The organism is Dickeya chrysanthemi NCPPB 402, assembly GCF_000406105.1.
In the GTDB taxonomy this organism is placed as follows: domain Bacteria; phylum Pseudomonadota; class Gammaproteobacteria; order Enterobacterales; family Enterobacteriaceae; genus Dickeya; species Dickeya chrysanthemi.
The window spans coordinates 2,908,677-2,934,147 of the sequence record NZ_CM001974.1; the positions used below are offsets into that span (position 1 = coordinate 2,908,677).

The 25,471-nt window shown below is 49.0% G+C and carries 29 protein-coding genes; 11 read left to right on the forward strand and 18 right to left on the reverse strand.

The annotated features are described in order from the left end of the window. The 8 genes from DCH402_RS12965 to fliR all read left to right on the forward strand — a co-directional run bounded on the left by DCH402_RS12965 (position 1) and on the right by fliR (position 5,669). Complete coding sequence (locus DCH402_RS12965; RefSeq protein ID WP_040001477.1) at positions 1-1,332, forward strand: flagellar hook-length control protein FliK; 1,332 nt, start codon at positions 1-3, stop codon at positions 1,330-1,332. 133 nt (positions 1,333-1,465) lie between these two features. Then, the gene (gene fliL, locus DCH402_RS12970) at positions 1,466-1,954 is read left to right on the forward strand and encodes a flagellar basal body-associated protein FliL (RefSeq protein ID WP_012769296.1); all 489 of its coding nucleotides are present in this window, start codon (positions 1,466-1,468) and stop codon (positions 1,952-1,954) included. A gap of 5 nt (positions 1,955-1,959) precedes the next feature. Further along, a complete protein-coding gene (gene fliM / locus DCH402_RS12975) occupies positions 1,960-2,976 on the forward strand; it encodes a flagellar motor switch protein FliM (protein ID WP_027711664.1) in 1,017 nt (338 codons plus the stop codon). Beyond that, positions 2,969-3,385, forward strand: coding sequence for a flagellar motor switch protein FliN (fliN, locus tag DCH402_RS12980; protein ID WP_012769294.1), 417 nt, complete (start codon positions 2,969-2,971; stop codon positions 3,383-3,385). The genes fliM and fliN overlap by 8 nt, the downstream gene beginning before the upstream one ends. Then, the gene (fliO, locus tag DCH402_RS12985; RefSeq protein WP_040001478.1) at positions 3,385-3,801 is read left to right on the forward strand and encodes a flagellar biosynthetic protein FliO; all 417 of its coding nucleotides are present in this window, start codon (positions 3,385-3,387) and stop codon (positions 3,799-3,801) included. Before fliN ends, fliO begins: the two co-directional genes overlap by 1 nt. A gap of 65 nt (positions 3,802-3,866) precedes the next feature. Continuing rightward, the gene (gene fliP, locus DCH402_RS12990; protein ID WP_040003586.1) at positions 3,867-4,574 is read left to right on the forward strand and encodes a flagellar type III secretion system pore protein FliP; all 708 of its coding nucleotides are present in this window, start codon (positions 3,867-3,869) and stop codon (positions 4,572-4,574) included. A gap of 40 nt (positions 4,575-4,614) precedes the next feature. Next, on the forward strand, positions 4,615-4,884 hold the full coding sequence (gene fliQ, locus DCH402_RS12995; RefSeq protein WP_012769291.1) for a flagellar biosynthesis protein FliQ: 270 nt from the start codon (positions 4,615-4,617) through the stop codon (positions 4,882-4,884). A gap of 2 nt (positions 4,885-4,886) precedes the next feature. After that, positions 4,887-5,669: a flagellar biosynthetic protein FliR gene (fliR, locus tag DCH402_RS13000; protein WP_012769290.1), complete on the forward strand. Its 783-nt coding sequence runs from the start codon at positions 4,887-4,889 to the stop codon at positions 5,667-5,669. A gap of 131 nt (positions 5,670-5,800) precedes the next feature. Here fliR and flgL read toward each other — a convergent pair whose 3' ends face one another. From flgL to flgB, 11 genes are all read right to left on the reverse strand, one after another. Further along, positions 5,801-6,730, reverse strand: coding sequence for a flagellar hook-associated protein FlgL (gene flgL / locus DCH402_RS13005; RefSeq protein ID WP_040001480.1), 930 nt, complete (start codon positions 6,728-6,730; stop codon positions 5,801-5,803). 32 nt (positions 6,731-6,762) lie between these two features. Further along, positions 6,763-8,685 carry a flagellar hook-associated protein FlgK gene (gene flgK / locus DCH402_RS13010; protein WP_040001481.1) on the reverse strand — a complete coding sequence of 641 codons (1,923 nt, stop codon included), beginning with the start codon at positions 8,683-8,685 and terminating at the stop codon, positions 6,763-6,765. A 126-nt stretch (positions 8,686-8,811) separates the two neighbouring features. Next, entirely contained in the window at positions 8,812-9,765 is a 954-nt protein-coding gene (flgJ, locus tag DCH402_RS13015; RefSeq protein ID WP_040001482.1) for a flagellar assembly peptidoglycan hydrolase FlgJ, read from the reverse strand. After that, positions 9,765-10,874 carry a flagellar basal body P-ring protein FlgI gene (locus DCH402_RS13020; RefSeq protein WP_040001483.1) on the reverse strand — a complete coding sequence of 370 codons (1,110 nt, stop codon included), beginning with the start codon at positions 10,872-10,874 and terminating at the stop codon, positions 9,765-9,767. Before DCH402_RS13020 ends, flgJ begins: the two co-directional genes overlap by 1 nt. A gap of 16 nt (positions 10,875-10,890) precedes the next feature. Continuing rightward, on the reverse strand, positions 10,891-11,607 hold the full coding sequence (locus tag DCH402_RS13025; protein WP_040003588.1) for a flagellar basal body L-ring protein FlgH: 717 nt from the start codon (positions 11,605-11,607) through the stop codon (positions 10,891-10,893). Between the two features lie 133 nt (positions 11,608-11,740). Continuing rightward, positions 11,741-12,523, reverse strand: coding sequence for a flagellar basal-body rod protein FlgG (gene flgG / locus DCH402_RS13030; protein WP_012769284.1), 783 nt, complete (start codon positions 12,521-12,523; stop codon positions 11,741-11,743). 26 nt (positions 12,524-12,549) lie between these two features. After that, positions 12,550-13,305 carry a flagellar basal body rod protein FlgF gene (locus tag DCH402_RS13035; RefSeq protein WP_040001485.1) on the reverse strand — a complete coding sequence of 252 codons (756 nt, stop codon included), beginning with the start codon at positions 13,303-13,305 and terminating at the stop codon, positions 12,550-12,552. 21 nt (positions 13,306-13,326) lie between these two features. Next, a complete protein-coding gene (gene flgE, locus DCH402_RS13040; RefSeq protein WP_040001486.1) occupies positions 13,327-14,526 on the reverse strand; it encodes a flagellar hook protein FlgE in 1,200 nt (399 codons plus the stop codon). Between the two features lie 66 nt (positions 14,527-14,592). Beyond that, a complete protein-coding gene (gene flgD / locus DCH402_RS13045; RefSeq protein WP_027711656.1) occupies positions 14,593-15,264 on the reverse strand; it encodes a flagellar hook assembly protein FlgD in 672 nt (223 codons plus the stop codon). A 12-nt stretch (positions 15,265-15,276) separates the two neighbouring features. Beyond that, positions 15,277-15,681, reverse strand: a complete 405-nt coding sequence (flgC, locus tag DCH402_RS13050; protein WP_012769280.1) for a flagellar basal body rod protein FlgC — start codon at positions 15,679-15,681, stop codon at positions 15,277-15,279. A gap of 33 nt (positions 15,682-15,714) precedes the next feature. Next, positions 15,715-16,134, reverse strand: coding sequence for a flagellar basal body rod protein FlgB (flgB, locus tag DCH402_RS13055; protein ID WP_040001490.1), 420 nt, complete (start codon positions 16,132-16,134; stop codon positions 15,715-15,717). Positions 16,135-16,300: 166 nt separating this feature from the next. On the opposite strand from flgB, the gene flgA reads away from it, so the two are divergent. From flgA to DCH402_RS13070, 3 genes are all read left to right on the forward strand, one after another. Further along, positions 16,301-16,969 carry a flagellar basal body P-ring formation chaperone FlgA gene (gene flgA, locus DCH402_RS13060; RefSeq protein WP_040001496.1) on the forward strand — a complete coding sequence of 223 codons (669 nt, stop codon included), beginning with the start codon at positions 16,301-16,303 and terminating at the stop codon, positions 16,967-16,969. Between the two features lie 145 nt (positions 16,970-17,114). Then, positions 17,115-17,414 (forward strand): flagellar biosynthesis anti-sigma factor FlgM, encoded by a 300-nt coding sequence (gene flgM / locus DCH402_RS13065; RefSeq protein WP_012769277.1) that lies wholly within the window; start codon positions 17,115-17,117, stop codon positions 17,412-17,414. Between the two features lie 4 nt (positions 17,415-17,418). Beyond that, entirely contained in the window at positions 17,419-17,856 is a 438-nt protein-coding gene (locus DCH402_RS13070) for a flagella synthesis protein FlgN (RefSeq protein WP_040001498.1), read from the forward strand. A gap of 62 nt (positions 17,857-17,918) precedes the next feature. Here the strand turns inward: DCH402_RS13070 and DCH402_RS13075 are convergent, their stop codons facing one another. From DCH402_RS13075 to cheR, 7 genes are all read right to left on the reverse strand, one after another. Next, positions 17,919-18,341, reverse strand: a complete 423-nt coding sequence (locus tag DCH402_RS13075) for a flagellar protein FlhE (protein WP_040001499.1) — start codon at positions 18,339-18,341, stop codon at positions 17,919-17,921. After that, the gene (gene flhA, locus DCH402_RS13080) at positions 18,338-20,434 is read right to left on the reverse strand and encodes a flagellar biosynthesis protein FlhA (protein ID WP_040001501.1); all 2,097 of its coding nucleotides are present in this window, start codon (positions 20,432-20,434) and stop codon (positions 18,338-18,340) included. Before flhA ends, DCH402_RS13075 begins: the two co-directional genes overlap by 4 nt. Then, entirely contained in the window at positions 20,427-21,578 is a 1,152-nt protein-coding gene (flhB, locus tag DCH402_RS13085) for a flagellar biosynthesis protein FlhB (protein WP_040001505.1), read from the reverse strand. Before flhB ends, flhA begins: the two co-directional genes overlap by 8 nt. A 230-nt stretch (positions 21,579-21,808) precedes the next feature. After that, the gene (cheZ, locus tag DCH402_RS13090; RefSeq protein WP_040001506.1) at positions 21,809-22,453 is read right to left on the reverse strand and encodes a protein phosphatase CheZ; all 645 of its coding nucleotides are present in this window, start codon (positions 22,451-22,453) and stop codon (positions 21,809-21,811) included. 9 nt (positions 22,454-22,462) lie between these two features. Then, a complete protein-coding gene (cheY, locus tag DCH402_RS13095; RefSeq protein ID WP_012769271.1) occupies positions 22,463-22,852 on the reverse strand; it encodes a chemotaxis response regulator CheY in 390 nt (129 codons plus the stop codon). 35 nt (positions 22,853-22,887) lie between these two features. Next, positions 22,888-23,940 carry a protein-glutamate methylesterase/protein-glutamine glutaminase gene (locus DCH402_RS13100; RefSeq protein ID WP_012769270.1) on the reverse strand — a complete coding sequence of 351 codons (1,053 nt, stop codon included), beginning with the start codon at positions 23,938-23,940 and terminating at the stop codon, positions 22,888-22,890. Next, entirely contained in the window at positions 23,940-24,812 is an 873-nt protein-coding gene (gene cheR, locus DCH402_RS13105) for a protein-glutamate O-methyltransferase CheR (protein ID WP_040001508.1), read from the reverse strand. Before cheR ends, DCH402_RS13100 begins: the two co-directional genes overlap by 1 nt. Between the last annotated feature and the right edge of the window lie 659 nt (positions 24,813-25,471).

A 25,471-nucleotide genomic window follows, 5' to 3' on the forward strand; every position in this document is an offset into this window, starting at 1 on the left:
ATGAACTTGCCAGCAATGACAATCACGACGACTGATGCAAGCACCACCGCGCCTCAGGGAAACTCCTTACTTGCGCTGATAGGCAAAGATCAACTGCCTGAAAATTTTTTGCAATTGCTTACCCAGAAACTGTCGACAATACATGCATCCAAGAAGACGGTGCTTAGCGCTCAAGAGAGCGCAGAGTTTAAGGATGCGCTGGCAAAAAATGGTATTGATGCAAACAGTGATGAATTAAATACTATCTTAAGTGCTCTGACTAAAGGGACGCTGACATTGGCTGACCTGCAATCAGGCAATTCCCTTGAATCGCTGCTGGTGAAAGCGCAGCAAAAAGACAGTGTAAAAGACGAGAAAACATCCAATAACGATGCGTTGGCTATGCAGGCATTGTTTGCCATGATTCCAATGCAAACCACAGGTCAGGCAAAACTATCCGTTGGAGATACAGGGACTCAGACTGTATCTGATGCGTTGAGTACACTGTCAAATGACAAAAGCAGCAATAGCGTTTTAGCTTCGCTCCTGAACGCAAGCAAAACCGGTGACTCATCAGCACAAGGCAATTTTGCGCTGAATACCGCCTCAACCGCAAATAGCGCGGTTACATCATCGCCACTGAATGCGGGGAGTGCATCAGCGGCAGTTAAAAATGCCGGGCTGACGCCTTCCGAACATGGCAACGACCAGTTCCAAGATAATCCATTGCTGGCCTCCCGCAAGGAAGATAGCGCCAGTAATCCAATTGTGGCATCCGCACCGGCTGACGCAAACGCTAATTCATCATTACAGACATTGTCATCACTGTTTTCCAGTAATGCGACGCCAACTCAGCCGGCGGCTCAGCATGTGACCAGTCAAATCAATGCACCGCTAGGCACACAGCAATGGAATGATGCATTAGGGCAACAGGTAGTGATGTTTAGCCGTAATGGACAACAAACCGCCGAGCTTAAGCTTCATCCGGAAGAGCTTGGCGCTCTGCATATTATGTTGAAAATCGAAGATAATCAGGCGCAAATCCACCTGGTTTCCGGCAATAGCCAAGTGCGTTCCGCACTGGAGTCTGCTCTGCCCCACCTGCGCAACGCCATGGCGGAAAATGGCATTAATCTGGGACAAAGCAGCGTAGGATCAGACGCCAGCAGTTGGCAGCAGTCACAACAGCAGGTAGCAACCAATGCCAACAGCAATGGCGGTGGTAATACCTCATCTTATCAACAGCAGTTTGGTCAATCTGAACGTTCGGGTGCCGAAGCTGAAACACTGGCAGTTCCTGCACCGCTGCAGTCGATGGCCTCGGGACTTAATGGCGTCGATATCTTTGCCTAATGAAGAAGTTAACGCTTTTTTTATTGTTTATTCATTGTATTGAAGCGATGAATAGGCGGGATAATCATGATATCACGCATTTATCTCATGGCCGACCTTGCCATTAGATACTGATAAATAACAGGATATATCATTGGCTACGTCTAATAAGAAAGCCCAGTCAGGCGATAAGAAGCGCTCGCTCTGGCTGATACTCTTGATTGTTATCGCCCTGGCAGCCACGGCTGCTGCAGGTGCTGGCTGGTGGTTCTTGAATCATAAAAAAACTGAAATGGTGTCCAGCGAGCCGCCGCCGCCGCCCGCGCCGGTATTTATGCCTTTGGATACGTTTACCGTTAATCTGTTATCTCCGGATAACAACCCGGATCGGGTACTGTATGTAGGGATTACTCTACGACTGCCGGATGAAGCAACCCGCGCACGCCTGACCAATTATCTGCCAGAAATTCGCAGTCGTTTGATTATGCTGTTTTCTCGTCAGAGCTCGTCGTTTCTGGCAACGGAACAAGGCAAACAAAAGCTGGTTGAAGATATCAAGCAGGTATTAAGCCCACCGCTGGTTCCTGGACAACCTAATCAGGTAGTCAGCGATGTCCTGTTCACTGCTTTCATTTTGCGGTAATCACTATGGGTGACAGCATTCTATCACAGGCAGAGATTGATGCTCTGCTAAACGGTGACAGTGGCGATAGTAGCGCTGATGCCAGCAACGCTGCTTCGCAGAAAGACGGGGGTGTTAAGCCCTATGATCCCAATACACAGCGACGTGTCATTCGTGAACGTCTGCAGGCGCTGGAGATCATCAACGAGCGTTTTGCGCGTCAGTTCCGTATGGGGCTGTTTAACCTGCTCCGTCGTAGCCCGGATATCACCGTTGGTGCTATCAAGATTCAGCCATATCATGAGTTTGCACGTAACTTACCGGTTCCAACCAACCTCAACCTGATACACTTGAAGCCACTGCGCGGCACCGCCTTGTTCGTGTTTTCACCTAGCCTGGTTTTTATTGCCGTCGATAACCTGTTCGGCGGTGACGGCCGTTTCCCTACCAAAGTTGAAGGTCGTGAATTTACGCACACCGAACAACGAGTTGTACGTCGAATGCTGAAACTGGCGCTTGATGCCTACAGCGATGCCTGGAACGCCATTTATAAACTGGATGTTGAATATGTGCGTTCAGAAATGCAGGTAAAATTCACCAACATCACGACATCACCAAACGATATTGTAGTAACAACCCCTTTCCATCTCGAAATTGGGACGCTGACGGGTGAGTTCAGCATTTGTATTCCTTTTTCGATGATTGAACCTTTACGCGAATTGCTGGCCAACCCTCCGCTTGAAAACTCGCAGCAGGAAGACCAGCATTGGCGTGAAACACTGGCCAAGCAGGTTCAGCATTCAGAACTGGAGCTGGTTGCCAATTTCGTTGATATTCCGGTTCGACTGTCAAAGGTTTTGAAACTCAAACCCGGAGATATTTTGCCGATTGATAAACCTGAACGCCTGGTGGCTCATGTGGACGGCGTTCCCGTATTGACCTGTCAATATGGTACGCTAGATGGTCAGTATGCCTTGCGTGTTGAACACTTGATTAACCCCATTTTAAATTCGCTGAATGACGAGGAACCGCTCAATGAGTGACATCAAGAAACCGTCCGAAGAAACGGATTCCGTGGACGATCTGTGGGCTGATGCATTTAACGAGCAGCAGTCGGCAGAAAAAAGTGCCTCGAGCAGCACGGAAGGTATTTTTAAGAACTTTGATGTGCAAGACACCCAGGGCTCAATGCAGGATATCGATCTCATTTTAGATATCCCGGTAAAACTGACGGTAGAACTAGGTCGGACCAAAATGACGATCAAAGAGCTGCTGCGTTTATCGCAAGGCTCTGTAGTCGCATTAGATGGCTTGGCCGGTGAACCGTTGGATATCATGATTAACGGGTATCTGATTGCTCAGGGCGAAGTCGTGGTCGTTTCTGACAAATATGGTGTGCGTATCACTGATATTATTACGCCGTCAGAACGTATGCGCAGGCTAGGCCGCTAATGGCTGGAGCCGTACAACAAACCACTTCTACAATTCAGCAGCCGCCAATGGCTGCTGAATCCGTTATTTCTGGTAGTACGCTCCTGTCACAAGTAGGTACTGCCTTGTGTGGTGTTTTGTTACTGATACTGTTGGTAGCCTGGCTATTGCGAAAACTAGGTTTTTCCCCACAGACTAAACACAATAATGCCATGAAAATGGTGTCAAGTTATCCGGTTGGACAACGCGAACGTATTGTCATCGTTGAAGTTGATGATACCTGGCTTGTGTTAGGCGTAACGGCACAGCAAATTACTCATTTGCATACCCTGCCCGCACGTCCTGTCAATGATGTTTTATCGCCAGAAAAAATTGCGCCGGCTGATTTTCTTCAGTTTCTCAAGAAAGCGACCAAGCGTCCGGAAAAAACCGAATGAGTACCCCTCTGCAGCTAACTTCTTTTTCTGTATGGTTCCGCCTGCTTCGTTATCCCGCAGCCTCAATGCTGTTATTGATAGCACCTCACGCGCTGGCTCAATTACCCGGCATTATTAGCCAACCTCTGGCCAACGGTGGGCAAAGCTGGTCATTACCTATTCAGACACTGGTTTTCATCACCGCGCTGAGCTTTATCCCAGCGGTACTACTGATGATGACCTGTTTTACTCGTATCATCATCGTCCTGAGCTTGCTGCGTAACGCGCTGGGAACGCCCACGGCTCCCCCCAACCAGGTATTGCTGGGGCTAAGCCTGTTTCTGACTTTTTTTGTTATGTCTCCTGTACTGAATCGTATTTACGATGAGGCCTATCGCCCGTTCAGTGAGGATAAAATCAGTATGGAAGTCGCTATCGATAAAGGGTCGCAGCCATTGCGTGAATTTATGTTGCGGCAAACCCGGGAAGCAGATTTAGCCCTGTTCACTCGTCTGGCGCAGATTCCTTCATTACAAGGTCCGGAAGCCGTTCCGATGCGAGTACTGGTGCCGGCTTATGTCACCAGTGAACTGAAAACCGCATTCCAGATCGGTTTTACGATTTTTATTCCTTTCCTGCTGATTGACCTGGTCGTGGCCAGCGTGCTGATGGCATTGGGTATGATGATGGTTCCTCCGGCAACTATTGCATTACCATTCAAGCTGATGCTTTTCGTACTGGTTGACGGATGGCAGTTGTTGCTGGGGTCACTGGCCCAAAGTTTCTATACTTAGTTGATGCGGATACTGTTTATCACATCAGAGGAATGTCTGTATGACTCCTGAATCCGTCATGGCTTTAGGCTATGAAGCGATGAAAATAGCACTCATGTTGGCAGGCCCTCCTCTTATCGCTGCATTGGTAAGTGGTTTGATTATTAGCCTGCTTCAGGCAGCCACACAAATCAACGAAATGACTTTGTCATTCATCCCTAAAGTTCTAACGGTATTTTTCACGTTGGTCGTCGCCGGCCCGTGGATGCTCAGTGTTATTCTGGACTATATGCGTACAATGTTTAGCCAATTCCCTAATATGATTGGATAGATATGGTCACCCTCAGCAGCATCGATATGATCGGTTGGTTCAACCAGTTCTTTTGGCCGCTGGTCAGAATCCTGGCGTTGATTAGCACTGCTCCCATTTTTAGCGAACGGGCTATTACACGCCGGGTAAAACTCGGGCTCGGGGTATTAATTACCATCGCCATCATGCCAGCCATTCCCCATACCTCAATCCCTATTTTCTCTGCAGCTGGTATCTGGATGCTGTTTCAGCAAGTCGTGATCGGGGTCATGCTGGGGTTTACCATGCAATTGGCGTTTACCGCGATTCGGCTGGCCGGCGAGATTATTGGTCTTCAGATGGGGCTTTCATTCGCCACGTTCTTTGACCCTAGTGGTGGTCCCAACATGCCGGTGATTGCTCGATTCATGAATTTACTGGCATTATTACTTTTCCTGACCATGAATGGGCACTTATGGCTGATATCACTACTCGCTGATAGTTTCCACACTATTCCCATCGGTGCCGGGCCTGTCAGCGGTAATGTATTCATGAGTCTGGCCGAAGCAGGAGGAAGGATATTTTCTAATGGTCTGATGCTTGCTCTTCCGCTCATCACTTTATTATTAACAATTAACATGGCGCTGGGATTATTAAGCCGACTAGCGCCACAGCTAACCATCTTCGCTATCGGTTTTCCTATCACCCTTTTCACCGGAATTATCACCGTCGGCTTTCTGATATTCCTTATCTCACCCTACGCCGAAAAATTATTCGGCGAGACTTACGATCTGCTGGCTGATTTACTGAACCATCTTGCCGGGTAATCATTCCGCTCACTTATTCAGTCATTAAAACGCACAGTAAAAAAAAGCATGTCATCTTATGAAGGATGACATGCCAAAAAGAATACGCCCGGTTTAAGCGTATCCAAATACTGGATCGCTATTCCGTTTTATTATTTATTAAGTTGGAATAGCGAGAGACCTTGCATATCGCTAAATGCCTTATATGAAGCCTGCAGAGACTGTTGTTGCATCATGTAAGACGAGATGGTCGCAACCAGATCAATATCAACCAGGTCACTCAACGTCTCTTTGTTTGCCATAGTGCGATCAGTGCCAATACTATCCAGTGTGTCGATCTCTTGCAGTTGAACACCCAACGTTGCTTGTGCAGAAGATACATTAGTCAACGCGCTCCTGATACTCTGGATGGCGCCGTTGAGTGATGCAGTATTAGCGCTTTTCACTGCGTCGGTAGCACCTTCCAGCGGGGTTTCAAGCGCGCTGATAGCACTATCCAGCGCGCTGAAAATATCGGCAGTACCACTTGCATTGTTGAATACATCTGAACCAATATGCCCGATGGTCATAATTCGATTAGCATCTACCTGCTGGGAAATCGCCTGGGTACCGCCTACATAGCTGACGGTGCCGGAAGCATCGGCAGTAAATGGTTGGACATTAGTCTTGTAACCACCAAAAATGTAATTGCCGTTACCATCGGTACTGTTTGCCAGATTAAGCAATTGAGACTTCAGACCACGCAATGATGTTGCAATCATCTGGCGAGAATTATCGTTTTTGGTACCGTCAGCACTGATAAGGGTCGTACTGCCAGTGGTCAATGCAGTCACTACATTAGTCAGCACGGACAATTCACTATTCATGCCATTTTTAGCAAAAGTTCTGGCCAGCGTATATTGCTCGTTCTGATTCTGCGCCTGATTAACCATAACCGCTTTGGATGCAGCAATCGGATCATCAGAAGGGGTAAGCACACGGGTGTTGCTGGCTAATTGCTGGCCCGTTTTACTGAAAGCGGATAAGCCATCTGTGACGCCTTGCATACCCTGCTGAAAAATAATACTGGTACTCAGTCGCATAACTTGTTCCTTACTGTTTTGCCGTCACAAAATTAGCCGCGAATCGCCAACAGGGCATCAAAGATGGTCGAAGCAGTCTGGATTACCTTGGCATTTGCCATGTAATACTGCTGAAAACGAACCAAATCGCCATACTCTTCGTCTAGGTTAACGCCGGACACGGACTGCTGTTCGGTAGTCAGTTGCTTCACCACATTCTTCTGGGATGTATCGGTAACCTTAGCCGTACTGGTTTTATTGCCGATATCCCCAACCAAACTGGCATACGCCTGGCTAACGCTAGATTTGTTTTCGACGACTTTAGTCGTTTGCAGATTCAACAACGCTTTAGCGTTGGTGTTATCACTGACACCGCCACCTGCGGATGTCAATGGAACGCCAGCCGCTGCAATCTTGGATGAGTCCGTCACTTTCACCGACATATCTACGATAACATCGCGAACGCCCTTGACCATAAATAGGTCTTTAGCTGCCGGCGTTCCTGTGATATCGAGTTTCATCCCATCAAAAATCAGGCTGGCCGGCGTCGACCCGCTGGCTGCAGTATACGTCGCAGAGGAAGACAGGTTAGCGCCATCCGACAAACGGGTGATAGACCAGTCACTAGCTGACGGACCAGCAAATTTGACGTTGTAATCACTCGCCTTGATGTAATTGCTATCATTTCGCGTCAGCGAAGCGGCAGATGTAGACCCTGTAGGTGCAGTCTGCGAAATTGACGATTGTCCTGGCGAGACTTTGAAGCTAAAAGTATCACCCGAAGCGGCCGAACCAGAGATATCGATAGTGAAACCATCAAAGGTCAAAGCGGAGCCGGAGAGGGTTGAACTTGCCGAGGTACCATCCGAGCGGGTAACGCTCCAGGATGTCCCGTTGTACTGCAACGAGTAAGTGTCGTTCAAATATGCAGAAGTCAATTCGGCAGCAGAAGTATTATTGGCGCTTTTCAATGTGACAGAAGAACCGACACCAAAGAAGTCTCCTCCCTGGGCATTGTTTAAGTCGAACCCGAGTTTATGCTGCTGATTGAAAGCATCAGCAAACGACAGCGCCATCTGACCTAACTGGTTACGAGCGCTATCCAGCGTACTGGTGCGGAAATTTAATAAACCGCCAAGAGAGCCGCCTGTGATTGCGCTCTCTTTCACTTCGCTTAAGCCAGCAATCGCATCATTATAAGAAACGGTTGTGCGGGTAGGATCAGTGCTGGATGGCGTAGCGGCAAGTGTATTGAAACTTTTTCCCTGTACCAGCGTCAGGCCGTTCTTCAGCGAGATGTTGTAAACGTCACCGTCCTGAACCGCAACATCGATACCGACCAACTTGTTCAAGTCATTGACCAGGTTATCGCGCTGATCCAGCAAGTCATTGGGCGAAGCACCATTATTAGCGCCTTTCAGACGGACGATTTGATCGTTGATATCGGCAATCTGCTTGGCGTAGGTGTTGATTTGCGAAACGGTGACGGAAATCTCACCGTTAATATTAGTATCCATATCACGCAGATACTGATCGGTAATCTTGAACTGGTTAACCAAAGCGCTAGCCTTGCCCAGTACGGTCTGGCGTACTGAAGAATCGCTAGAGTTACTGGTCAGGTTCTGTAAATTTTTGAAGAAATCCTGAATGTTGGTAGACAAGCTGGATGAGCTGCTCGACAACAGGTTATCGATCTTGGAAATCTGCTCGTAATAGGCAGTAGTAGAACTGCTGGTCGTCTGCGCCGAACGTAATTGCTTGGAAATAAAATCGTTGTAATCACGATTGATGCTGACAACGGTAACACCATTACCAATATAACCAGCGGAAACATTGGTACCGTTGTTCTGTGCCAACAATGCATTTTGACGGCTATACCCTGCAACAGCCTGATTACTGATATTGTTACTGACAGTGCTCAGCGCTGCTTGTGCAGCACTCAAACCACTCATTCCGGTATTAATCAAATTGGACATGCTGGGTTCCTTTACTCTTACTCATGCGCAGACAGGGCACAATTCTATTGCCGGGCACAAAAAGATATCGTCGTTATAAATTAACTTGTATGACTATCGGCAGGCGGGCTGAAAACTTGAGAAAAATTAGAAAATCCCGCTCAGATCATGTGTATAAGCCTGAACGGCTTTTTCACCTGAATTTTTCATCTGCTGAATCATACTGACCAGTTTCTTCGCATAAGCTGGGTCCGTCGCATATCCAGCTTGCTGTAATGCTACTGCCGCTTGTTCTGCTGTTGCTGCTGAGGATACGGCGGCATAACGGGGATTCTGCGTTAACAATTTAGCGTAATCGTTCAGCGCTTCCAGATAGGAGCCATATACCCGGAAAGCCGCAGTCACTTTTTTGGCCACGCCTTGCTCATACTCTGTCGTGGTAATTTCCGTTACCGGGCCATCCCAGCTACTGCCGGCTTTAATACCAAAAATATTATGGCTGCGCCGACCATCAGAGGTCGGGATCTCATGCTGTCCCCAACCCGATTCCAGGGCGGCTTGCGCCATTATCAGATGATGAGGAATACCACTTTGCTGGCTAACCAACATAGCCGGTGTGGACAAGCGGGAGATAAAGTCGGAGCTACTCATCGGCAACGGGGATGATTTTTCTGGTAGCTTAGGCATTGCCTTGCGCACCATCTGTTCCATTACCAATGAAGGCATCTCGCGAGCTAATTGGCTATCGGGCTTGAAAGGTGTTGTCGACGCAGGTTGTTCAGTTCCCGCAATCCCCTGCCCCATCATCTGTTTTTCAATCAAGGAAGCCAGACCGACTCCCTTGCCCGACGACATTTGCTGCGCAAGCTGCTGGTCATACATTGATGTAAGCATACGTGTTTGATCACTGCTGAAAATGCCATCCTTTGGCAGCGTATCACGCATACTTTTCATCATCATTTGTACGAAGACGCCTTCCAGCTGTTTAGCCACAGCACGAATCCCTTCCCGGCCCTGGGGATGATTCGACACATCGCGCTTCAGTGAGTTAAGCGACTGTGTTTCATAAGCCGGGTTGTTAAACGCCTTCATCTCGCTCATTAGATAATTTCCAGCTTCGCTCGCAAGCAACCAGCACTTTCCATCGCCTGAAGAATCGACATCAAATCCATCGGCGTGGCCCCAAGTGAGTTCAACGCTCTGACTACGCTGTTGAGGTTGGCGCTTGAATTTACACGCTGCAACGCGCCTCCTTCCTGGCGCATGGAAATTTCCGTTTGCGGCGTGACCACGGTTTGTCCACCCGCCAACGGTGTATTCGGTTGGCTAACCACGTTCTGCTGATTAATCGTAACGGACAGGTTACCTTGTGCAACAGCGCAGTTTTCCAACTGGACATTGCGGTTCATCACGACAGAACCTGTGCGCGAGTTAATGATGACTTTGGCATCCAAAGTGCCGACATTGACTTCAATATTCTGCATATCCGCCAGAAACCGGACCTGAGAACTATTACCCGCCGGCACAACAACCCGGATGGTCCGGGAATCCAGCGGCGCGGCAGAACCACCGCGACCGAAACGGTTAATCGCATCGCTAATGCTTTGCGCCATCGTGAAATCGTCTTGATTCAACTGCAGCATAATCGTATTGCCGGTCCCAAAAGTATTCGGCAGCTCACGTTCAACAATCGCACCGCCGCTAATACGACCACCCGATACTTGGTTGACCTGCACGCTGCTACCGCCGGCAGAGGCACCAGCCCCGCCAATCAGGACGTTTCCCTGTGCGATAGCATAGATCTGATTATCCACGCCTTTCAGCGGCGTCATCAACAAGGTACCGCCCCTCAGGCTTTTAGCGTTCCCCATAGAGGACACGACCACATCTACCGCCTGTCCGGAACGGGCAAATGGCGGCAATTTAGCCGTCACCATAACCGCGGCTACGTTTTTCAACTGCATATTGGTGCCGGCAGGAACGGTAATCCCCAATTGGGACAGCATGTTATTCAAACTTTGAGTGGTGAACGGGGTCTGCGTGGTCTGGTCGCCCGTACCATCCAGTCCTACAACCAGACCATAGCCAATAAGCGCGTTATCACGCACGCCCTGAATAGTCACCAGATCGCGGATACGCTCGGCTGATGCCGGCGGAACCGCCATAACCAGCAGAGCAAGAAAAACGATAAAAACTGAAGTGATCCGCATTATGTGCCTCATCAATTTAGAACGGCGAAACATTAAGGAAGAAGCGCTGTAGCCAACCCATGGTCTGTGCCTCGTTAATGTAGCCATTACCCACATATTCCATACGCGCGTCCGCCACTTGCGTTGACGGCACGGTATTGCTGCCGCTGATAGTTCTTGGGTTTACCACCCCAGAGAAGCGAATAAACTCAGTTCCCTGATTCACTGCAATTTGTTTTTCACCCACAACGTGCAAATTACCGTTTGTCAGCACTTGGTCCACCGTAACCGTAATTGTACCGGTGAACGTGTTATTCGCATTGGCACCACCATTTCCGGTAAAATCGCCTTTTCCGGTAGCGTCAAATGCAGCACGGTTGTTACCTAATGGGCCTTCCAACAAGCGCGGCGTTGTGGTCATCCCAAAGGAAGCTGAAGCGTCACGACTGGCATTGGCCGACGAACTTTTGCTGGCACTGACGTTTTCCTGCAGCACGATAGTCAGCGTATCCCCTACGTTCCTTGGACGACGATCCTCAAACATCGGCTGATATCCGTAGTTCATCGCTTGCCCGGTCTGGAAAATGGAACCGTTGGGAATGGCCTGTAAAGGCGAAGCAGGCTGGGCTGTCGTTGGTCCCGTCACCACCTTGTCATGAGGTACATAGGCGCAACCGGACAGTGTTAACATCATCACGTATGCCAGCAACCGGAGCCGACATGGCTGCAATGCTGCAACCGACTTCGTATTCATCATCACTACGGATATCGCCTTACTTTCAGTAACCTATCTACACATTGAATCAAGGTGGCGATTTCACCTATTTGCATAAAAACCGCAAATCAGTAAAACGCCACCCTCGCTTAACAAGCGCGCCCAGAAGAGATTACAACTGGGTCAGTTTTTGCAGCATCTGGTCCGTAGACGAGATAGCCTTACTGTTGATTTCATACGCACGCTGAGTCTGAATCATCGAGACCAGCTCTTCAGCAACGTTCACATTCGACGTTTCAACGAATTTCTGATAAATCAGCCCGGCGCCATTCAGACCTGGCGTACTTTGGGTCGGCGCACCAGAACTGGCCGTCTCCGCGTACAGGTTTTCCCCGAGATTCTCAAGCCCAGCCTCGTTGATAAACATCGCCAGGTTAAGCTGACCGATCTGAACCGGCGCTGCCTGACCTTGCTGAGTAACGGTTACTACCCCGTCACGTCCTACCGTCAGATTACTGGAGTTCGCGGGGATAGTGATAACCGGCTGTACCTGAAAACCGCTTGATGTTACCAACTGACCGTTGGAATCCTGCTGGAAAGAACCATCGCGGGTATAAGCGGTCGTACCATCAGGCATCAATACCTGGAAGAAACCAGCACCTTTTATCGCCAAATCCTTGACGTTACCGGTTTCGGAAAAAGAGCCTTGCGTATGAATGCGCTCGGTTGCCACCGGGCGTACCCCTGTGCCTAATTGCAAACCTGACGGTAACGTCGTCTGTTCTGATGATTGTGCTCCCGGCTGACGCACGGTTTGATACATCAGATCTTCAAATACAGCACGCTGACGTTTAAAACCATTGGTACTGACGTTTGCCAGGTTGTTGGATATCACATCCATATTGGTTTGCTGGGCATTCAAACCGGTTTTGGCAATCCATAAAGAACGGATCATCGAGTCACTCCTGTGCGCAAAGGCACTTAATTCATTGCAAGTATCTGATTAGCGCGCTGCGTGTTGTCATCAACGTTGCTAATCACTTTCATCTGCATCTCAAAACGGCGCGAGTTGGAAATCATCTCCACCATCGACTCAACCGTATTGACGTTACTGCCTTCCAACACACCCGGCATTACCCTGACCGTGGCATCATTCTGCAATACCGCACCACGTTGCTGCTGCACCGCAGGGGAAACCCGGAAAAAACCGTCGTCACCACGAGTTACTTCGTTCGCCGTAGCCTTGACCAGTTTTAAACGCCCTATTTGGGTCACAGTATTTGCTGCATCACTGGGATTTAACGCATTAATAGTACCATCAGGACCGATGGTGAGCTGCGTCTGAGGCGGAACCTCTATCGGGCCACCATCGCCCATCACCAGACGCCCCTGAACGGTCAATTGCCCGTTGGAATTGATTTCCATATTACCGTTACGGGTATAAGCCTCACTACCATCCGCTGCTCGAACAGCCAGCCAGCCATCCTGAGAAAACGCAACATCCATCGAGCGACCGGTGTAATCCATTGAACCAGGGGTGGTATCCACCCCCGGCGTCGACGAAATAACCAGCGTGCGCGTCTCATTAGTGACGCCCTGGATTGGCACAGCACGCATCGCAGCCAGTTGCGCACGGAAGCCCGGCGTAGAGGCGTTAGCCATGTTATGCGACGTAACGGCCTGTTGTTCCAGCGTCTGACTTGCCGCGCCCATCGCTGTATAGATAGCGTGATCCATGCAATATCCTCGTTATGATAATTAACGCAGGTTAACCAAGGTATTAAGGATCTGATCCTGTGTTTTGATGGTCTGAGCGTTCGACTGATAGTTACGCTGAGCAACGATCATGTTAACCAGTTCCTTACTCATATCGACGTTGGAACTTTCCGTTGCCTTGCCCACCAAACTCCCGAGGTTACCGGTACCGGCCGATCCCACCACCGCCTGACCAGAGTTGTTGGTTGCGGCCCACACATTATCGCCTTGCGGAGAAAGCCCTTCCGGGTTTGCAAAGTTAGCCAACACAATCTGCCCCAGAAGCTGGGTTCTATTGTTGGAATAGGAACCAACAACACTGCCATCATCGCTGATGCTATAACCCGTCAGTTCGCCCGGCTGATAACCATCCTGCGTTGGTGTCTTGGTACTGTTCGAACCGCTGTTCTGCTGCACCGTGCCGGTAAAGGCAAGATTAAAAGCGCTGGCAGCAGAACCGTTCAGAGACGCCATATTGATCGTTGCCGGCGTGGTGGTCGTCAATGCACCGCTAGTATTGAAAGCCAATGTAGTCGGCCCCTGGAAACCTGCACCGGTAATGCTGGTGTCCTGAGCATAAACATCCCAGCTGTTAGCTGCGGTTTTTACAAAATACAGTGCGAAGTTATGCGCATTACCCAAACTATCGTAAGTCGTGATAGAACCTTTATAGTTTGAGGTATTAGACGGATCGGTAGCGTTCCAGGTATTTGTGCTGTCCGATGAGTTCAGGCTGGCAATGATAGATGCCGTCGTCGTAGCCTGGGCTGACATAGTGGTTTCCGGAATGCTCAAACCCACCGGATCCGCGCCCTGTTGAATCGCTGGTGGCGTCCCAGTAGCTGGGAAGCCAGTCAGTTGCAAGCCCTGCGCATTAACGATATTACGGCTGCTATCCAGAGTGAATTGACCGTTACGGCTATACACAATACTACCATTGGTATCAAGCAGGCGGTAAAAACCGCTGCCGTTGATGGCGACATCCAATGCACGAGATGTACTGTTAATTGAACCGTTAGTGAAATCCTGCAATACGGATGCAACCCGGGTCCCCATGCCTACGTTGGAGCCGGCATACATATCAGCAAAAGAGATATTGCTGGCCTTGAAACCAACGGTAGCGGAGTTGGCAATGTTGTTACCAATCACGTCCAGATTGTTAGAGGCAGCGTTTAACCCACTGACCGCCTGAGAAAAGCTCATAGTGCTCTCCTGAATATTGATGAACTGTTATTCACTAAAAAGTGACGCGCGTTATATCCGTAACTGCTACAAAATCTGGCGTACGTTATCCAGCGTGGACTGCCCACTCAGTCCCAGATCCAGCAATGCTCCGCTGCTGTTGGTGACCACACCGTTTACATACGCATAGTTCAGAGCCTGAACCACCTGCTGAGTGCCGTTCGAGGTAGCGGAAACTGAAATTGTATAGGAGCCATCCGGCGCAGTCGTACCATCGGTCGCTTTCCCATCCCAGGAGAATGCATGTACCCCTGCTTTAAGCGAACCCAGATCCATTGTGTTAACAACTTTGCCGGAACTGTCGGTAATATTGACGGTGACATTCTCAGCAGAATTCTCCAGTTCAACGCCGAACGGTGTCGTCGTTCCTTTACCCACCAGCACGGTTGAACCGGGCACCAGCACACCATGACCGATTAATGAGGCCGCCTGAACGGACTGATTACTGTTGATTTGAGTAGAGATAGAACCGAGAGTCGTATTCAGCTTCTCAATACCGCTCACCGTATTTAGCTGCGCCAACTGCGAAACCAGTTGGTTGTTATCCATAGGATTGGTCGGATCCTGATTTTTCAACTGAGCAACCAGCAGCGTCAGAAAGCTATTCTGTAGATCAGCACTGCTATTACCGCTGATAGATGAGGATGCCGATGTAGACGATGTGCCTTGGACGTTACTGACAGAAGAAGTGGTAGCCATGAATCCTCCAGATTACTGACCGATAGTTAACGTCTTCAGCATCATCGATTTTGTGGTATTCAATACTTCCACGTTCGCCTGATAGCTTCTGGACGCCGAAATGGTGTTGACCATCTCATTGACAGGATCCACATTTGGCATGCGGACATAGCCTTTGGCATCGGCCAGAGGGTTACCCGGCTGATAGACCAGTTTTTCGGGAGAAGGATCTTCGACGACCTTCGCAACTTTCACTCCCCCCGTCGCCTGCCCTGGAGCGGCATCGACCTCAAAAACTACCTGTTTAGCGCGATAGGGCTGACCATCTGGACCAGTGACGCTATCTGCGTTAGCCAAATTACTGGCGCTGACGTTAAGGCGCTGAGACTGAGCTGAAAGCGCCGAACCGGAAATATCGAAAATATTAAGTAACGACATGAGACATCAACCTTATATCCGCCGCCAATCCTGTTATGATGATCCAGACTGAAGTACCGACATCATCCCTTTTATCTGCCCGCTGATGAGCGTAAGGCTACCCTGATACTTGAGGCTATTATCCGCAAAGTTGGTGCGTTCGCGATCCATGTCGACAGTATTGCCATCAAGAGCGGGTTGAGTAGGGACGCGGTAGAGCAGATCGAGCGCTGGCGGCTGTGCCGTCTGTGCCGGAATATGGCGTGAAGAGGTCAAACTCAACGAGACAGATTGACCGCTGACGCGCCCTTTCTCCATGACCTTGTTCAGTTCGCTGGCAAAATCAATATCACGCGCTTGATACCCTGGAGTATCCGCGTTGGCGATATTTGCAGCCAGAATCTCCTGACGCTGAGCACGGAGATTCAACGCCTCTTGCTGAAACCGTAGCGCAGCATCTAATTTGTCGAGCATGCTCCCTCCGCAATTTAAACTTTAGTCTGCGTAGGATAATTCTCATCCTGCTAAAATCATCGAAAGAATAGGCATAGAATGAAGCGCTATTTATTGCCTTAACTGTAAGCAAGTGCCGCTACACTGGTAGCGTAAAATTAATTGAGTTTAAGAGAGCACAGGACGGATGCCAGATATCAGAAAATACATACAGTTATCGGTTTTATGCATGCTGTTTGCACCGGTACTGGTGAATGCTGCCGATCTCGCATCACAATTATCCCGTTTCTTTGCGAATAATTTCAAAGGCTCATCGAATACAGTCAACGTCGTAGTAAAAACGCCTGAAGCCCAATGGCCTGGTTGCGATAACCCGCTGATTTCACTACCGGGAAATGCAAGGATGTGGGGCAATCTTTCGGTTTCCGTTAGTTGCAATCAGGATCGGCGTTTTATTCAAGTTGAGGTGCAGGTCACAGGAAGTTATGTCGTTGCGGCAGCGCCGCTGAGCCGGGGATCAGAACTGGCAGCCGGGGACATTCGCACCGTACGCGGTAGAATAGACCAACTTCCTCCTAGAGCGCTTTTCACACTGGAAGAAGCGCAGGGCGCCATAGCTTTGCGGGATATCGCACCGGGACAGGCGATTACACAGGTTATGATAAGAAAACCCTGGGTTATTCGTGCCGGCCAAAATGTACAGATTCTCGCGCAGGGAGACGGGTTTAGCGTTCGTAGCGAAGGTAAGGCCATGAATAATGCGGCCTCAGGACAGCCGGCGAGAGCTCGCACGGCTTCTGGACAGGTTGTATCCGGTATTGCCAGCGGTGATGGGATTATTCTGATCTCACAATAATTTGCTAAAGTAACGCTCATTGCTGCCGATATGATATACATCGCCGCTGATGATAATATTGGTCAAACAAGTACCAGCTGAGAGAACAAACGGCTATCTCATTAATTATCATCGTTATATACCCTTATGACATGAGCACACTACCATGAGCATTGATCGGACCCAGTCAGTCAAACCGGTAAGCCAGGTTCAACCCCGGGATACCGGCGACGTAGCAAAATTAAAGCGCAAAGAAGAAACCGGCCAGCAGAGCTCTGTAACGGGTACTCAGGTTAAGCTGAGCGACGCGCAGTCCAAGCTGATGCAGCCATCTTCGCAAGATATTGATATGCAGCGTGTAGAGACGCTGAAACAGGCTATTCGTGACGGTTCATTAAAAATGAACGTCGGTAAAATTGCTGATGCATTAATCAAAAATGCTCAGGACTTAATTGCAGACGAGTAACACAATGGAAAGACTTGTAAAGCTGCTGGAACAACTTTTGCTCAACATGCGTGAGCTTGAAGCTGTATTGTCGGATGAGCAATCATTGCTCTGTGCCGGTCATGTTGATGGGCCAGCGCTACAAGCTATTACCGATAAAAAGAGCTCTCTGCTCGCCACTATCCAACATTTGGATAAGATTCGGCTTCAGGGCGAGTCAGCGTTACGAGTACAGGCACCTTATGCTGTTCATCCTGCTGCTGCTCAAATCTGGCAACAGGTTACAAAATTAAGCGAAGCGCTACGTGATAAAAATCAACATAACGGCCTGTTACTTGGTTATCACCTCGAGCATAACGAAAAAGCACTCGCGGTACTGAAGCCTCGCCATGCGCAATCACTGTACGGGCCTGATGGCCAGTCACGGAGCAACTCGATTTCCGCTCGCCGAATCAGCATCTGACTCTTCTTTTGACTCACTCAAGCTTGATGTCATCAAGACTCACATGGGTTGTTTCTATTTAACTACTTATAGTTTACAGCAATTTCGTTAGATACGACCTCTACCGAGGTAGCCATCCGCCCAGAGCCGGGTACGTAAAATACCATTCTAAACTCACTGTTAGCAGGGACGCCTTGCAATCCATAGGTTTGCCCGCTGGCACCGTCCAGATTGACACAGCGGTTAGCTGCACAGAGTTTGACGGCTAAATCAACCGGTGCTGGCGATTTCAGTTGATATCGCCAGTAGATGACGGTAACGGATTGAGCCGTCGTGATGCCGAATCCAGAAGGGGGAAGCAGAGCGGGAGAAGATGCCAGCATCCCTTTGTACTCAAATGATGGCCCAGAGAGATTGGCATTCCATCCCCCTTGTTGGGCATAGAGCCTGGGCGACAGCATTGCTACTGCCGCCCCACAAAGCACGACCATCATCATTTTATTCATCGAGGCAGTTCACCACCAATCATCGACGTCATTCTGATTTGACGGCTGTCGCTAATCTCAAGGTTAGACAATACGGCAATTTGAGGAAGGCTACGACGCAGGAAACGTGACAACAACCCGCGCAATGCATGGTTAACCAGCAACACTGGCGGCGCACCCAATGCTTCCTGATGTTGCAATGCCTGCCGAGCCTGATCCAACAATCTGTCGCTTAATCCCGGCTCCAAACCACCACCACCCTGAAGTGCTTGCAACAGTAGGCGCTCCAGCGCACCATCAAGTCCGATCACCTGAAGCTCAGTATCCCCTGGGAACCATTGCTGGGTAATAGCACGGCCCAGAGCAATACGCACGGCTGTCGTCAATTCATTTGGGTCCGTCTGTACTGCCGCATGTTCGGCCAATGTCTCGATAACTGTACGCATATCCCGAATCGAAACTTGTTCGCTTAACAAATTCTGCAGAACCTTGTGTAACGTTGTTAACGTCACCACACCCGGAATGAAATCCTCGGTCAGCTTCGGCATTTCCTGAGATACGCGATCCATCAGTTGCTGTGCTTCCTGCCGCCCAAATAACTCACTGGCATGCAAGCTGAGCAAATGATTCAGATGGGTCGCCACAACTGTACTGGCCTCGACTACAGTATATCCTTGCGTTTGCGCCTGTTCTTTAAGCGCACTTTCTATCCAGATTGCTGGTAGACCAAAAGCGGGATCTTTAGTTAAATCACCTGGCAGAGTACCTACCGCGTTCCCCGGATTAATCGCCATCCAGCGTCCTGGATGAGCCTCACCGTTACCAATCTCAACACCTTTCATCAAAATACGATAACTGGCCGGCTGTAAATCCAGGTTATCCCGAATATGGACGACAGGCGGCAGGAACCCCATTTCCTGGGCAAATTTCTTTCGAATACTACGAATACGCCCGAGCAACTCGCCATTTTGCTGAAAATCAACCATAGGAATCAGGCGATACCCTACTTCCATCCCAAGCGGATCTTCCAGTTGCACATCAGACCAACTGGCCTCGATCACCTGTGGCGCTGTCGGGGTAGCGGTTGCAGCCTCAGTCGCAGCGAATGCAGCTTTGTTTTCCTCTCCTTTCCTCGTCCACCACGCCAACCCTAACAGGGCAGCAGTAAAAAGGAGGAAAACAAAGTTAGGCATACCAGGCACCAGGCCGATAAGCCCCAAGACTCCCGCACTTAAAATCATGACTCGCGGATTATTAAACAGCTGGGTGACCATCTGCTGACCAACGTCTTGATCCGTGCTGACTCGGGTCACAATCACACCAGCAGCAGTCGAAATCACCAACGCCGGAATTTGCGCCACCAGACCATCACCGATGGTCAACAGCGTATAGTTTTCGACGGCCTGCCCTAACACCATGTCATGCTGAACCACACCGACCAGCAAGCCACCGATGATATTAATGGCCATGATCATCAGGCCGGCGATAGCATCACCACGAACAAACTTACTCGCACCATCCATCGACCCATAGAAATCCGCTTCCTGAGTCACTTCCGAACGCCGTTTCTTGGCTTCATCCTCACCAATTAACCCGGCGTTCAGGTCGGCATCAATTGCCATTTGTTTGCCTGGCATACCATCCAGTGTAAAGCGTGCTCCAACCTCAGCAATACGACCGGCCCCCTTCGTGATAACCATGAAGTTGATCAGTACCAGGATAATGAATACGACGATACCGATGGCAAAGTTACCGCCCACCAGGAAGTGCCCGAACGCTTCAACCACTCGCCCGGCAGCGCCTGCGCCAGTATGCCCTTCCATCAGAATGATACGTGTCGATGCTACGTTGAGTGACAAACGCAACAGCGTAGAAAACAACAGAATGGTAGGAAATGCGGCAAAATCGAGTGTGCGCTGGGTAAACATGGCGACCAGCAGTACCATAATCGACAACGCAATATTAAATGTGAACAGCAAGTCCAGAATAAACGGCGGCAGAGGCAGAACCATCATCGACAAGATGAGTAATATAAGAACAGGTCCCGCCAGAATCTGCCATTGTGAACCTTTCATATTGCCGGGTAGGCGAAGCAAAGAGGCTAGGTTAGCCATCGGTTGTTTTCTCTTTAGCAAAATCCAGTGCATCCGGCACAGGTAAGTTTTTAGGTTTACGCGGAATCAATCCGCCTTCACGTTTCCAGCGTTTGAGCTGATAGACCCACGAAAGCACTTCAGCAACAGCAGCATATAATCCGGCAGGAATCTGCTGCCCAATTTCAGTATGGCGATACAACGCTCGAGCCAGAGGCGGCGCCTCCAAAATTGGGACACGGTTCTCTGCACCCAATTCACGAATACGCTGAGCAATCCTATCTGCACCTTTAGCCAATACCTTGGGTGCATTCATTTTCTTTTCATCATACTTCAACGCAACGGCATAATGAGTCGGGTTGGTGACGATAACGTCGGCTTTCGGCACGTCAGCCATCATTCGGCGTTGGGCAATTGCCCGCTGTTGCTGCCGTATACGACCTTTAATGTGAGGATCGCCTTCGTGCTCTTTGTATTCGTCACGGATTTCCTGTTTGCTCATGCGTAGCCGTTTAATATGGCTCCATATTTGCCATGCCACGTCGAAAGCGACCATGGGGAAAAGCCCCATGATTACCCAAAAACAACACAGAAAAGCAATATTTAACGCATCCTTTATCGCGATCCCCATGGGCTCAGAGACAAGATGCAGCATGCTATTCCAGTTATGCAAAAGAAACCAATACGTAATACAACCAACGATGACGGCCTTTAGGATCGCTTTAAATAATTCGGCCAGTACATGGGTCGAAAACATGCGCTTCAGGCCAGATAACGGATTCAACTTGCCAAAATCGAAGCTAATCGCTTTAGTGCTAAAAATCAGACCGCCCAGCAGTACCGGCGCGGCCAGAGCAACCAGCACCAATCCGAATAAGATAGGCACAATCGCCAGCATTGCTTGCTTAAGCAATGCACCGACATGAGAAATGATCAATCGCTCATCACTGATGAGGTTATGGTCAAAGATCAGTCCTTTGGCCATCATATCAGTCAGTTTTCCAGCCATGCTGGAACCGTAACCCCATAAAATAGCCAGACCGGCAATCAGCATGAATACCGATGTCAACTCCCTCGATCGGGGTATCTGACCTTCTTCTCGGGCTTTTTCTGTTCGTTGGGGGGTGGGAGCTTCTGTTTTCTCCAGATCGCTATCATCTGCCACTAGAGCCGCTCCTGTTAATGCTCGCTGACATAAAGTTATACAACGCTAGCATGACAAAATCCGGCAAAGCACTATGGGGAGAACAGAGAAGAAAATAAGCGGCTATTTATTTTATTGGATAAGACAAGAGACAGGAATTTACGATCGGGACATGCCCGATCGTAAACATCCACATACTTTACGCCACAATGCCCACTCATACCGAGGATGTAATGGGTGTCGAGGTGAAATCAAAAACCCAGGCTATCCAACAGATCATCAACTTGATCCTGGTTGGAAACAATACCTGCAGCGGTTTTATCAACCTGAGGCCCGTTGAGCAGACCTTCATTCGCACGACGCGTTTCCGATGGTTTCTCTGGAATATTTTCCAACAAGACCATCAGCAACTGTTTCTCGATTTCCTGAACAACATCCATCATGCGTTTGATTACTTGCCCGGTTAAATCCTGGAAGTCCTGAGCCATCATGATTTCCAGTAACTGAGCATTAGTAAACGCGGTATGATCCGGGACTGACTCAAGATAGCTACGTGTATCAGTAACTAGCTCGCGGGCCTCCGAAAGTTCTATCGGATTCTCAAACCACTGATCCCAACGGGTTTTCAGTGCTTTGGACTCTTCTTCCAGTTGGTTCTGACGAGGTTGGGCAGCTTCAACACAACTCAATGCACGCTCTGCCGCCTGTGCAGTCATCTGAACAACATAATCAAGACGATCACGAGCATCAGGAATCGCTTCGGCTGCTTCAGTGATCGCCTGATCTAAACCAAGCTCTTTCAGGCTGTCACGCAGCATGCGTGTCAATTGCCCGATACGAGAAATAATCTCTGTGGCAGACGCATGATCGTTAATGGGCATCGGATGTGGATTCATGGCATCTCCTTACATACCAAGCTTTTCGAAAATCTTACTCAGCTTTTCTTCAAGCGTAGCGGCAGTAAACGGTTTAACAACATAACCACTGGCACCAGCCTGTGCTGCAGCAATAATATTCTCTTTCTTTGCTTCAGCGGTTACCATCAGTACTGGGAGCTTGGAAAGCGAGCCGTCGGCGCGGATAGCCTGTAACAGTTCCAGTCCGTCCATATTCGGCATGTTCCAGTCAGAAATGACGAAATCGAAACCGCCGGAACGAAGCTTGTTCAGGGCATCTGCACCATCTTCCGCTTCTTCCACATTGTTGAAGCCCAGCTCTTTTAGTAGATTTCGAACAATACGGCGCATTGTCGAAAAGTCATCCACTACTAAAAATCTGAGTTCTTTATCAGCCATACCTACTCCTAATATTATTGCTCACCCCGGAGCTGCTATATACGTAATGCCTGTCCGGCAGAAACTTGTGCCAGCATCCGCTGACTCACCTGGTGCAAATCCACCACCTCATCGACACCACCGAGTGCTATAGCCTCTCGAGGCATACCGAATACAACACAGCTGGCTTCATTTTGCGCGATCGTATACGCTCCCGCTTTATGAAGCTCCAGCATTCCCGCTGCACCATCATTCCCCATGCCAGTTAGGATTACTCCTACTGCATTTCGTCCGGCGTACTGTGCAACAGAGTGGAACAGTACGTCAACAGAAGGACGATGCCGATTTACCGGCGGACCATCATGTAATTTAACCTGATAGTTCGCACCACTACGCGCAAGTTCAAGATGACGGGCACCCGGTGCAATATAGGCATGACCAGGCAGAACACGCTCGCCATCTTCGGCTTCTTTCACTGTAATTTGACACAGTTTATTCAAACGCTCAGCAAAAGACTTAGTGAATCCCGGTGGCATATGCTGAGTAATCAGCAATGCCGGACTTGTCGGCGGCAATGGCTGCAAGACATGTCTGATCGCCTCGGTTCCGCCTGTCGACGCACCAATCGCGATCAGCTTTTCACTACTCAGCAACGGCATACTGGGAATCAGCACTGTAGGTGCCGGTCCTGAACTGCGCTGAGGCAAACGCGCCTTGGCAGCCATGCGGATTTTTTCCGCAATCAGCTCACTGTATGCCAACATACCTTCACGAATACCCAACTGAGGCTTAGTAACAAAATCGATCGCCCCAAGCTCAAGCGCCCGTAAAGTGATTTCCGAACCTTTCCCCGTCAATGAAGACACCATCACCACAGGCATTGGGCGAAGGCGCATCAACTTTTCAAGAAAATCAAGGCCATCCATACGAGGCATTTCGACATCAAGCGTCAACACCTGCGGGTTGAACTTCTTGATTAAATCACGTGCCACCAATGGATCCGGTGCCGTTGCAACCACTTCCATATCGGGATGACTATTAATGATTTCGGTCATGATCTGCCGCATTAACGCAGAATCATCAACACATAATACTTTTATTTTACTCATTATCTTTCCTTAGCCAGCCCATAAACAGTCTGCCCGCGCAGGTAGAATTCCCGACTGATCTGACTGAAGTTCTCTGAATGTCCGGCAAACAATAATCCGCCTGGTTTAAGCAGCGGAACAAAACGGCGTAAAATGCGCTCCTGGGTTTCTTTATCAAAGTAAATCATTACATTACGACAAAAAATCGCATCAAACGGTGCAGGTAAGGACCATTCCGGCGCCAACAAATTCACTTGTTGAAAATGAATCATACTTGCCAGATCCGGGCGTACCCGCACCAAACCACTGTGTGGTCCGGTTCCGCGTAAAAAGAAACGCTGCATCTGTTGTGGAGAAAGCGAACGCAGATCTTCCTGCCGGTAAATACCCGCAGATGCTTTCTCTAAAACCTGTGTATCAATATCACTGGCTACAATTTGGCAATTACTGGCACGATCCCCATAAACTTCCGCGAGGGTCATAGCCAGAGAATAAGGCTCCTCCCCAGTGGAAGCGGCGGTACACCAAATACTGTACCCACCCGGCCGCTTACGGGCATGGTCGGCGAGGATAGGGAAATGGTGCGCCTCGCGAAAAAATGCCGTTAGATTCGTCGTTAACGCATTAATAAATGCCTGCCATTCAGCACTGTTCGGATCTGACTCCAACAACGCAAGGTACTGACCAAAATCGTTGATTCCGAGCAAACGCAACCGTCTGACCAAACGGTTGTAGACCATTTCACGCTTATGATCGGCCAGTACGATGCCGGCACGTTGATAGATGAGCTGACTGATTCGCCGGAAATGCACATCAGACAGCGGTAACCGTTCAACCATCTGACTCAAAATAGATGTAGAACCTGAACGATTTGGCGATGGTGTATTCTTCATATCTGACCGCCCGAAAATGGATAGATGATTTTATTGTTTTTCAATCAGACTTCCCATTATGACTATTACAGGTCTCATGCCTTTATCTCCGGCTCTATCACATGAACCGGTACCCCCACAACATACCACTGGGAAACATGCCCTTATCAGCCGTTCTCCAACGGATCAATGGCGGTAATCACGCGATGGTTTAAATTGGTGCATTCAGCATCGTTCACAATGAGGATTGTTCACAAAAAAATAATCCACTCCTCATCACCACATCCCCTTGAGCATTACCATCGTTACCAGCAAAACCGGTTGATTGTGACAATCATCCTCAGAGGATCGTGAAAAGACGCCTATGCAATTGGCATTAGTTATATAAATCGGCCGCATTAAACCTTTCTTTAACTGAAGAGGCGCTATAACGGTAACAAAAATTAAAACTGCAACCTTTGTCTCAAAACAGCCACATCCTTGATACCTCTCCGATACTATTAATGCACATAATCAATTAAATATATCTTAAGTAAACAACATTAAATATAGATCTTCTCTGCTGTTTTTTCCGTTATGTGACAGGATTTTTATTAGAAACACGAATGCAAGACGAAAAATCCACCAGGCGAAAATTTATACTCAACATTGTTGCTCAGGATAAATTTTCATTGTTATTT

What these genes read in the sequence shown, in the direction of transcription:
- DCH402_RS12965 (WP_040001477.1), top strand. Translation starts at nt 1, where the DNA reads ATGAACTTGCCAGCAATGACAATCACGACGACTGATGCAAGCACCACC.
- flgK (WP_040001481.1), bottom strand. Translation starts at nt 8,685, where the DNA reads ATGTCCAATTTGATTAATACCGGAATGAGTGGTTTGAGTGCTGCACAA.
- flgA (WP_040001496.1), top strand. Translation starts at nt 16,301, where the DNA reads ATGCCAGATATCAGAAAATACATACAGTTATCGGTTTTATGCATGCTG.
- DCH402_RS13100 (WP_012769270.1), bottom strand. Translation starts at nt 23,940, where the DNA reads ATGAGTAAAATAAAAGTATTATGTGTTGATGATTCTGCGTTAATGCGG.
- flhA (WP_040001501.1), bottom strand. Translation starts at nt 20,434, where the DNA reads ATGGCTAACCTAGCCTCTTTGCTTCGCCTACCCGGCAATATGAAAGGT.
- DCH402_RS13025 (WP_040003588.1), bottom strand. Translation starts at nt 11,607, where the DNA reads ATGAATACGAAGTCGGTTGCAGCATTGCAGCCATGTCGGCTCCGGTTG.
- flgC (WP_012769280.1), bottom strand. Translation starts at nt 15,681, where the DNA reads ATGTCGTTACTTAATATTTTCGATATTTCCGGTTCGGCGCTTTCAGCT.
- fliP (WP_040003586.1), top strand. Translation starts at nt 3,867, where the DNA reads ATGCTGTTATTGATAGCACCTCACGCGCTGGCTCAATTACCCGGCATT.
- flgE (WP_040001486.1), bottom strand. Translation starts at nt 14,526, where the DNA reads ATGAGCTTTTCTCAGGCGGTCAGTGGGTTAAACGCTGCCTCTAACAAT.
- cheZ (WP_040001506.1), bottom strand. Translation starts at nt 22,453, where the DNA reads ATGAATCCACATCCGATGCCCATTAACGATCATGCGTCTGCCACAGAG.
- flgG (WP_012769284.1), bottom strand. Translation starts at nt 12,523, where the DNA reads ATGATCCGTTCTTTATGGATTGCCAAAACCGGTTTGAATGCCCAGCAA.
- cheR (WP_040001508.1), bottom strand. Translation starts at nt 24,812, where the DNA reads ATGAAGAATACACCATCGCCAAATCGTTCAGGTTCTACATCTATTTTG.
- flgB (WP_040001490.1), bottom strand. Translation starts at nt 16,134, where the DNA reads ATGCTCGACAAATTAGATGCTGCGCTACGGTTTCAGCAAGAGGCGTTG.
- fliM (WP_027711664.1), top strand. Translation starts at nt 1,960, where the DNA reads ATGGGTGACAGCATTCTATCACAGGCAGAGATTGATGCTCTGCTAAAC.
- fliN (WP_012769294.1), top strand. Translation starts at nt 2,969, where the DNA reads ATGAGTGACATCAAGAAACCGTCCGAAGAAACGGATTCCGTGGACGAT.
- fliQ (WP_012769291.1), top strand. Translation starts at nt 4,615, where the DNA reads ATGACTCCTGAATCCGTCATGGCTTTAGGCTATGAAGCGATGAAAATA.
- DCH402_RS13035 (WP_040001485.1), bottom strand. Translation starts at nt 13,305, where the DNA reads ATGGATCACGCTATCTATACAGCGATGGGCGCGGCAAGTCAGACGCTG.
- DCH402_RS13075 (WP_040001499.1), bottom strand. Translation starts at nt 18,341, where the DNA reads ATGAATAAAATGATGATGGTCGTGCTTTGTGGGGCGGCAGTAGCAATG.
- flgM (WP_012769277.1), top strand. Translation starts at nt 17,115, where the DNA reads ATGAGCATTGATCGGACCCAGTCAGTCAAACCGGTAAGCCAGGTTCAA.
- flgJ (WP_040001482.1), bottom strand. Translation starts at nt 9,765, where the DNA reads ATGAGCGAGATGAAGGCGTTTAACAACCCGGCTTATGAAACACAGTCG.
- fliR (WP_012769290.1), top strand. Translation starts at nt 4,887, where the DNA reads ATGGTCACCCTCAGCAGCATCGATATGATCGGTTGGTTCAACCAGTTC.
- flgL (WP_040001480.1), bottom strand. Translation starts at nt 6,730, where the DNA reads ATGCGACTGAGTACCAGTATTATTTTTCAGCAGGGTATGCAAGGCGTC.
- fliO (WP_040001478.1), top strand. Translation starts at nt 3,385, where the DNA reads ATGGCTGGAGCCGTACAACAAACCACTTCTACAATTCAGCAGCCGCCA.
- cheY (WP_012769271.1), bottom strand. Translation starts at nt 22,852, where the DNA reads ATGGCTGATAAAGAACTCAGATTTTTAGTAGTGGATGACTTTTCGACA.
- DCH402_RS13020 (WP_040001483.1), bottom strand. Translation starts at nt 10,874, where the DNA reads ATGCGGATCACTTCAGTTTTTATCGTTTTTCTTGCTCTGCTGGTTATG.
- flgD (WP_027711656.1), bottom strand. Translation starts at nt 15,264, where the DNA reads ATGGCTACCACTTCTTCTGTCAGTAACGTCCAAGGCACATCGTCTACA.
- DCH402_RS13070 (WP_040001498.1), top strand. Translation starts at nt 17,419, where the DNA reads ATGGAAAGACTTGTAAAGCTGCTGGAACAACTTTTGCTCAACATGCGT.